6 protein-coding genes and 1 pseudogene are annotated in these 7,999 nt (G+C 74.7%); 5 read left to right on the top strand and 2 right to left on the bottom strand.

Features of this window, described 5'->3' with window-relative positions; genetic code table 11:
* Both gcvP and FHU30_RS44265 read left to right on the top strand, forming a co-directional pair.
* Positions 1 to 1,862 (top strand): annotated as a pseudogene (gene gcvP / locus FHU30_RS44270) (aminomethyl-transferring glycine dehydrogenase); the annotation flags it as partial.
* Between the two features lie 539 nt (positions 1,863 to 2,401).
* A complete protein-coding gene (locus FHU30_RS44265) occupies positions 2,402 to 3,277 on the top strand; it encodes a hypothetical protein (protein ID WP_253883724.1) in 876 nt (291 codons plus the stop codon).
* Between the two features lie 319 nt (positions 3,278 to 3,596).
* On the opposite strand, the gene FHU30_RS44260 is transcribed toward FHU30_RS44265, so the two are convergent.
* A complete protein-coding gene (locus FHU30_RS44260) occupies positions 3,597 to 4,022 on the bottom strand; it encodes a PPOX class F420-dependent oxidoreductase (RefSeq protein ID WP_253881894.1) in 426 nt (141 codons plus the stop codon).
* 67 nt (positions 4,023 to 4,089) lie between these two features.
* Between FHU30_RS44260 and FHU30_RS44255 the strand changes: the two genes are divergently transcribed.
* On the top strand, positions 4,090 to 4,698 hold the full coding sequence (locus tag FHU30_RS44255; protein ID WP_253881895.1) for an alpha/beta hydrolase family protein: 609 nt from the start codon (positions 4,090 to 4,092) through the stop codon (positions 4,696 to 4,698).
* 387 nt (positions 4,699 to 5,085) lie between these two features.
* Here the strand turns inward: FHU30_RS44255 and FHU30_RS44250 are convergent, their stop codons facing one another.
* A complete protein-coding gene (locus FHU30_RS44250) occupies positions 5,086 to 5,289 on the bottom strand; it encodes a DUF5999 family protein (protein WP_253881896.1) in 204 nt (67 codons plus the stop codon).
* Positions 5,290 to 5,656: 367 nt separating this feature from the next.
* On the opposite strand from FHU30_RS44250, the gene FHU30_RS44245 reads away from it, so the two are divergent.
* Together FHU30_RS44245 and FHU30_RS44240 are read left to right on the top strand one after the other, a co-directional pair.
* Entirely contained in the window at positions 5,657 to 6,391 is a 735-nt protein-coding gene (locus tag FHU30_RS44245) for a (Fe-S)-binding protein (protein ID WP_253881897.1), read from the top strand.
* Positions 6,392 to 6,446: 55 nt separating this feature from the next.
* Positions 6,447 to 7,844 (top strand): LUD domain-containing protein, encoded by a 1,398-nt coding sequence (locus FHU30_RS44240; RefSeq protein WP_253881898.1) that lies wholly within the window; start codon positions 6,447 to 6,449, stop codon positions 7,842 to 7,844.
* Positions 7,845 to 7,999: the final 155 nt, after the last annotated feature.

Genomic DNA, 7,999 nt, shown 5'->3' with positions numbered 1-7,999 from the left:
CACCGCGCAGGTCCTGCTGGCCGTCATGGCCAGCATGTACGCGGTCTACCACGGCCCCGAGGGGCTGGCCGCGATCGCCCAGCGCGCGCACGGGCACGCGCTGCGCCTGGCCGCGGGGCTGCGCGCGGGTGGTGTCGAGGTCGTCCACGAGCACTTCTTCGACACCGTGTTCGTGAACGTGCCGGGCCGCGCCGCCCAGATCGTCGCCGCCGCGCGCGAGCAGGGCGTGAACCTGCGCCTCGCCGACGCCGACCACGTCGGCATCGCCTGCGACGAGACCACCACCGACGAGCACGTCGCCGCCGTGTGGCGGGCGTTCGGCGTCGAGGGCGTCGAGGAGGGCCCGGCCGGGGACGCGCTGGACGCCGTCCGCCGCGAGACCCCGTACCTGACCCACCCGGTGTTCCACGCGCACCGCTCCGAGACCGCGATGCTGCGCTACCTGCGCCGCCTCCAGGACAAGGACATCGCGCTCGACGGTCGATGATCCCGCTCGGCTCCTGCACGATGAAGCTGAACGCCACGACCGAGATGGAGCCGGTCACCTGGCCGGAGTTCGCCCAACATCCACCCCTTCGCGCCGCTCGACCAGGCCGCCGGGTACGTCGAGCTGATCGGCGAGCTGGAGGACTGGCTGGCCGAGATCACCGGCTATGCGAAGGTGTCGGTGCAGCCGAACGCCGGGTCGCAGGGCGAGCTGGCCGGGCTGCTGGCCATCCGCGGGTACCACGAGTCGCGCGGGGAGAGCCACCGCAACATCTGCCTGATCCCGTCCTCGGCGCACGGCACCAACGCCGCGTCCGCGGGTGATGGCCGGGATGAAGGTCGTGGTCGTCAAGTGCGACGACGGCGGCAACATCGACGTGGACGACCTGCATGCCAAGATCGACAAGCACGGCGGCGCGCTCGCCGCGATCATGGTGACCTACCCGTCCACGCACGGCGTGTTCGAGGAGACCATCACCGACGTCTGCAAGGCCGTGCACGACGCCGGCGGCCAGGTCTACGTGGACGGCGCGAACCTGAACGCGCTGGTCGGGCTCGCCCGTCCCGGCGAGTTCGGCTCGGACGTGTCCCACCTGAACCTGCACAAGACCTTCTGCATCCCGCACGGCGGCGGCGGCCCGGGCGTCGGCCCGGTCGGCGTCCGCGAGCACCTGGCGCCGTTCCTGCCGTCCCACCCGCTTGCGCGCCGAGGGCCGGCCCGCAGGACACCGGCGTCGGGCCGATCTCGGCGGCGCCGTGGGGCTCGGCGGGCATCCTGCCGATCTCCTGGGCCTACATCGCCATGATGGGCCCGGACGGGCTGCGCGCCGCGACCGAGGGGCGCGATCATCGCCGCGAACTACCTGGCGGCCAAGCTGGCCCCGCACTTCCCGATCCTCTACACGGGCCGGGACGGGCTGGTCGCGCACGAGTGCATCGCCGACCTGCGGAAGATCACCAAGGACACCGGGATCACCGCCGAGGACGTCGCCAAGCGGCTGATCGACTACGGCTTCCACGCCCCGACGCTGGCGTTCCCGGTCGCCGGGACGCTGATGATCGAGCCGACCGAGAGCGAGGACCTCGCCGAGCTCGACCGGTTCGTGGACGCCATGGTGGAGATCCGCCGGGAGATCCAGGCCGTCGCGGACGGCACGTTCGACGCCGAGGACAACCCGCTGAAGAACGCGCCGCACACCGCCGACGCGCTGGTCACCGAGGACTGGAAGCACGCCTACACGCGCGAGCAGGCCGCCTACCCGCTGCCGTCGCTGCGCGAGGGCAAGTACTGGCCGCCCGTCCGCCGGATCGACCAGGCCTACGGCGACCGCAACCTGGTCTGCTCCTGCCCGCCGCCGGAGGCGTTCGAGGACTGACCCGCCCGTGCTGCCCGAGGGCCCGTCCCGGTCGGTTCCGGGGCGGGCCCTCGCTCGTCCGGGGGAGTGATCTACTTTGTAAAGGCGACGGGCCGGGCACATGATCAAGTCCGGGTGTGTCGGGGCGGGACGCCGGGCGGCCGGATCGCTAGGCTCGGTCCGCCGAACCCCCGTCCCCAGAGGGCAGTAGACGATCATGAGCGACAGCCCCGGCCCGCCGCCCGAGCCGTCCACCGACACCGCGACCGGCACCCCCGCCGCCCGCCCGACCCCCACACCCCAAACACTCGCCCCGGACGCGCGCGCGGCGGAGCTGTGCAAGGAGGCGCGGCGGCTGGCCGAGCAGGGCGAGTCCGACCGCGCGGCGGAGCTGTTCGGGGAGGTGCTGGCGCTCGGCGACACCCCGCTGCGGGCCCGCGCCGCGCTCGGCCTCGCGGTCGTGCTGGACGACGCGGGCGACGTGGCCGGGGCCCGCGAAGCCGACCGCGCCGCGATCGCCACCGGCGACGCCGAATACGGCGCGCGCGCCGCCTACCACCTTGCGCTCACCCACGAGCGCGCGGGGGAGCAGGACGAGGCCGAACCCGCCTGGCGCCTGGTGGTCGACTTCGGCAACCCGTCCTACCTGCCGCCCGCGCACCTGGCGCTCGCCCGGCTCGCCGACGACGCGGGCGACTTCGACCGCGCCCGCGCGCACTGGGAGGAGGACCGTCGCGACCGGCGACCGCGAGTACGGCCCGCTCGCCGCGCACGACCTGGCGCAGCGGCTGCTGGAGCGCGGCGAGCCCGCCCGCGCGCAGCGGGCGCTGACAGCCGGCCTGAAGCTGATAGATCGAGAGTCCGCGCCGCACGCGCACTCCCGGCTCGCCGTCGCGCTCGGCATCGCCTGCCTGGACCAGGCGATCGGCGCGTTCGGCGCCGCGCTGGGCGCCGCCGGGGAACCCACCGACAGCGAGGTCGGCCCCCTGGCGACCGAGCTGCTGGCCCGCACCCTGCCGCTGCGCGGCCGCGACGGCGAGGCCCGCGAGGCCTGGCGGCGCGGGCTGACCGACCCGGCGACCGCCGCGCAGGTGCGGGCGCGGCTGCGGCGCGAGTTCGGCTCCGACGACGGCGACGACCAGGCCGAACTGTGGTGGGAGCCGCTGCTGGAGCAGTCGGTCGCCGAGGGCTCGCTGCCCGCGCTGGCCGGCGAGGCGTTCGGCGCACTGGACCACATGTACGCCCTACTGGGCGTCCGCTACGCGGCCGAAGCCGCCGACCGCCGTCCCGGCGAGTCCCACGAGGTGATCGGACGCGCCGTCCGAGTGCCCTCCGACTACACCTGGGGCCCCCTGCTCCACGAAAGCTTCGCCGAACGCCTACGCCTCGCCATGGGCCCCACCGCCTCCCTCCCCCCCACCTGGCCCGACCCCTAGCCCCCACCTAACACCCCCGCAAGCCCCGCCCCCCCCCGAGCCCACACCCAACACCCCAAGCACCCCCAACCCACAGGCCACGCCTGACGTCCAGGACGCGCAGGGCGCGCTAGATGCCCCCTGCGTGCTTGACGTTTGGGGCGCACCCGACGCGCAGGGCATGCCTGACGTCCCGGGCGCCAGTGACCTCCCGCGTGCGCCTGACGGTCACAACGCCTCGGACTCCGAGGGCGCGGTTGACGCGCAGGGTGCGCCTGGTGGCCTGGCGTGGTTGAGGGGCCGGGCTCGGCGGGAGCCCGGGTTTGGCCTGGTGGGTGGGTTAGGCGGTTAGGTCGCTTTGGGCGACGACCTTGGTGACGTGGACGCGTACCAGGCACTCGGAGGGGACGGCGTTGCGCTTGCCGAACTCCTCGCCCTTCTCCTTGCCCATGTAGCGGGCGCCGATGGCGACGGCCCAGCGCAGCATCTCGTCCATGTCGGTGATGATCTCGGCCTTGCCGTCGATCATCACGAACGAGAAGGGCGGTTCCTGGTCGTCCACGGCGATCGACACCCGCGGGTCGCGGGCGAGCGCGCGGCCCTTGACGCCCTCCAGGGCGGTGTTGAACAGCAGGTCGTCGCCGTCCAGCACGAACCAGACGGGCGTGACGTGCGGGGCGCCGTTCTTGCGGGTGACCGCGACCTTGCCGGTGCGGGTGCCCTCGGTGACGAACGCGTGCCATTCGTCCTTGGTCATCGTCTTCATGGCCACAGTCTGTAACAGGAGGGACGGCCGTGGTCACGCGGGGGGCCGGTGCGCTACGGTGAGCAACATGGAGATCTTGACGGCGCACGGGCCCGCCGAGGTGACGGTGGACGATCCCCGCGCGGCGGACGGGGCCGCGTTCCTGATGGTGCTGACGCACGGCTCGAACGGCGGGCTGGACGCGCCGGACCTGCTGGCCGCCCGGGAGGCGGCGCTGGAGCTCGGCGGCGCGGTGGCGCGGGTGCAGCAGCCGTTCCGCAAGGCGGGCCGGCGCGCGCCCGGCGTGATCGAGAAGCAGGACGAGGCGTGGCTGGAGGTCGTCAAGCTGCTGCGCGACCGGTTCGGGGACGTCCCGCTGGTGCAGGGCGGGCGCAGCAACGGCGCGCGGGTGGCGTGCCGGACGGCCCGGGACGCGGGCGCGTCGGGTGTGGTGGCGCTGGCGTTCCCGCTGCATCCGCCGGGGAAGCCGGAGAAGTCGCGGGAGGGCGAGCTGCGCGCCGCGCGGATGCCGACGCTGGTGGTGAACGGCGACCGCGACCCGTTCGGCGTCCCGGAGCCCTCCGACGGCATCGACGTGGTCGTCCTGCCGGGGGAGCGGCACGACCTGAACAAGAACCCCGCCGCCGTCGGCATCGCGGTGGAGACCTGGCTCCGCCACTGGATCGGCCGCGCCTGACCCGGCGCCACGGGCCCCACCCGGCGCCACGGGCCCAGGGGCCTGAGTCGGCCTCACATGCCTGATCCGGCTCGACGCGCCTGAGCGGGCTTTACGCGCTTGCCGCGTCCTATCCGGTCTGGCGTGCCTGTCCTGGCCTCACCGGCCTGAGTCGGCCTCGCATGCCTGCTCGGGGCTTGCCTGCCTGAGCTGGCTTCGCGTGCTCGGGGACGGAGGCGTGGCCGGATCCGGTCCTGGACGGGGCTGGACAGCGTTGAGCCCCGGCGGCTCGGCCGGGGCTCGTTCTTCTTCCGTTCCCTGCCTCCGGTGGGTGGCCGGAGGGTCCGGTGGGGTGCTGCCGCCCCCGGAAAGATCACCCGTTCGGACTAGTCCCCCGTACGAGACTGGTCAGGCCACCGCGCCGAGACCGAGATCGGTCGGGCGGTGCGGGTCGACGACCTCCCCGTCGGGGAGCAGTTCACCGGTGTCCTCGAAGATCACGATGCCGTTGCACAGCAGGCTCCACCCCTGCTCGGGGTGGGAGGCCACGGTCCGCGCGGCGTCGCGGTCGGGTCCTTCGGAGGTGGGACAGTGCGGCTGGTGTGGGCACATCGGCGTGCCTCCGGTCTCAGGTGCTCGATGAGTGGTGCTTGTTCTTTACGACGCATCCGAGTGTGGAACGGTTCGACCCCGGGCTGCCATAGCCCGATGGGACGATTGTCCGGTGGTACCTCCGTACCGTTCGCGTGTGGTCCGCCTCACCCTCGGGTGCAGGTGATCAGCGTGCCCGCGCAAAGGTCACGACAACAGCACAACACGCCGTCCGATGCGTAAATTTCCCCGGTTCGTCCGGTGCGCTGTCCGGCACCGGCCGCGCGTCCGGTTCCGCCAAAGCGATCGTTCCGCCCCGGTGGGCGGGGGCCTGAGCCCTACGATTGCCCCTTGGGGCGGGGCCCGAGCCGTGGGGAGGTGAGGCCCGATGCGCGTGGCGCTGTTCGTCGCCTGCGTCGACGACGCGATGTTCCCGGGCACCGGGCGCGCGGTGACGTCCCTGCTGGAGCGGCTGGGCCACGAGGTGGTGTTCCCGGCCGACCAGACCTGCTGCGGCCAGCTGCACTGGACGACCGGCTACCGGCGCGAGGCGGCGGGCCTCGCGCGGCGGTTCGCCGGGGTCTTCGCCGGGGCCGGGGGGACGGTCGTGACGCCGTCGGCGTCCTGCGCGGCGGCGGTCCGGTCGTCCTACCGGAGCATCGCCCGCGCCGCCGGGGACCCCGGGCTCGAACGCGCCGCCGCCGGCCTGGAGGTCTACGAGCTGACCGAGTTCCTGGTGGACGTCCTGGGCGTGACCGACGTCGGCGCGCGGTTCCCGCACCGGGTCACCTACCAGCCGACCTGCCACGCCGCCAGGGCGCTGCGCGTCGGGGACCGCCCGCTGCGGCTGCTGCGCGCGGTGAAGGATCTTGAGCTGGTCGAGCTGCCGGCCGGCGAGGAGTGCTGCGGGTTCGGCGGCGCGTTCGCGGTCAAGAACGCGGACGTGTCGGTCGCGATGGTCGCCGACAAGGTCCGGCACGTCCGCGACACGGGCGCGGACGTCGTGTGCGCCCTGGACAACGCCTGCCTGGCCCACATCGGCGGCGCCCTGTCCCGGCTCCGCGCCGGGGTCCGCACCGCCCACCTCGCCGAGATCCTCGCCTCCACCGGGGACCCTTCATGATCCCCGTCGCGGGCATGGCCCTCGCCGGGGCCGGCGTGCTCGCAGGGGAGGGCTCGTGACTTCCGCTGCGGGCGGCCCTGATCCGCACGCGGGGTTCGGTATCGGGGCGCTGCTGGGGCTGGTGAACGGCCAGCAGGGGAGCGCGGCGCGGCGGCGCAGAGCTGAAGGCAAACCGGTCGTTCCGCGGTTCGCCGAGGCGGCACGGGAGGCACTGGCGGACGCCGGCGCGCGGCACGAACTGGCCGAGTCGGCCGCCGCGGCGCGCGAGCGGACGGCGGCGGCGGTCTCCGAGCTGCCCGACTGGGAGGCGCTGCGGGCGGCGGGCGCGGCCATCCGCGACCGGGCGCTGCTGGACCTGGACGTCCACCTGGAGACCTTCGAGCAGGCCGTCGCGGACGCGGGCGGGACGGTGCACTGGGCGCGCGACGCGTCCGCCGCGCGCCGGATCGTCGCCTCGCTCGTCCGGGACGCGGGGGACGGCGAGGTCGCGGTCGCCGACGGGCCCGTCCTGCGCGAGACCGGGCTGGCCGGTTCGCTCGCCGCACGCGGTCTGGCGGTGCTCGACGCGTCCGGGCCGGAGGGGCGCGACCGGGTGCGGGCGGCGCGCGTCGCCGTCACCGGGGCCGACTTCCTGGTCGCCGACTCCGGGACCGTCCTGCTGCTGGAGGCGGACGGCGCGGCCCGCGCGTGCCTGACACTGCCGGAGACGCTGGTGTGCGTCGCCGGGTTGGACCGGGTCGTCCCCGAATGGGAGGACATGGAGGTTTTGCTCCAGCTCCTGCCGCGCGCGGGGCGCGGCGACCGGCTCAGCCCGCAGGTGTCGGCGTGGTCCGGCGCCGTCCCGGGGGACGGCCCGGGCGAGGTGCACGTCGTGCTGGTCGACAACGGCCGCGCCCGGATCCTCGCCGACGAGGTCGGCCGCGAGGCGTTGCGCTGCATCGGCTGCGGTGCCTGCTCGGCAGTGTGCCCGGTCTACGAGCGGGTGGGGGAGCGCCCCTTCGACCCGCGCGGGACGGGCCGGTCCGGGCCGATCGGCGCGGTCTGGACGCCGCTGGCGCGCGGCGTGGACCGCGCTCCCGAGGCGTCGCTGCCGTTCGCGTCCACCCTGTGCGGGGCGTGCGCGGACGTCTGCCCGGTGAAGATCGACATCCCCGGCCTGCTGGTGCACCTGCGGGGCGAGGTGGTGGACGCGCGGCGGCACCGGCCCGTCCCGACACCGGAGCTGGCGGTGATGCGCGGCGTCGCCTGGACGATGGCCGACGCGCGCCGCTTCGAGACGGCGACCGGAAGCGGCGCCCGGTGGGCGCGGCTGCTGTCGCGCGGCGGCCGGATCCGGCGGCTCCCCGGCCTGCTGGGCCGCTGGACCGAGGCCCGCGACCTCACCGCACCCCCCGCCGAGCCCTTCCGAGCCTGGTGGCGCCGCCGCGCCCCCTCCCGCCGGAGCACCAAATGAGTGGGCGGGACGAGGCGCCGCGCGGTGAGAGCCCGCGCAGCGAAGCGCCGGGCCGGAGTGCGCGCAGCCGGATGCCGGGCCAGGGAAGCCCGTGCAACGCGGTGCCGGGTCGGGGGAGTGCGTGCAACGCGGTGCCGGGTCGGGGGAGTGCGCGC

The sequence above is a fragment of the Actinomadura rupiterrae genome, assembly GCF_024172125.1.
Taxonomy (GTDB): domain Bacteria; phylum Actinomycetota; class Actinomycetes; order Streptosporangiales; family Streptosporangiaceae; genus Spirillospora; species Spirillospora rupiterrae.
Note: the sequence above shows the minus strand (reverse complement) of the source record. Positions and strands in the feature narration are given on the sequence as shown.

Excerpts from the sequence above, each read along its gene's own strand:
- FHU30_RS44260 (WP_253881894.1), bottom strand. The coding sequence starts at position 4,022 with ATGAAGACGATGACCAAGGACGAATGGCACGCGTTCGTCACCGAGGGC.
- FHU30_RS44255 (WP_253881895.1), top strand. The coding sequence starts at position 4,090 with ATGGAGATCTTGACGGCGCACGGGCCCGCCGAGGTGACGGTGGACGAT.
- FHU30_RS44250 (WP_253881896.1), bottom strand. The coding sequence starts at position 5,289 with ATGTGCCCACACCAGCCGCACTGTCCCACCTCCGAAGGACCCGACCGC.
- FHU30_RS44245 (WP_253881897.1), top strand. The coding sequence starts at position 5,657 with ATGCGCGTGGCGCTGTTCGTCGCCTGCGTCGACGACGCGATGTTCCCG.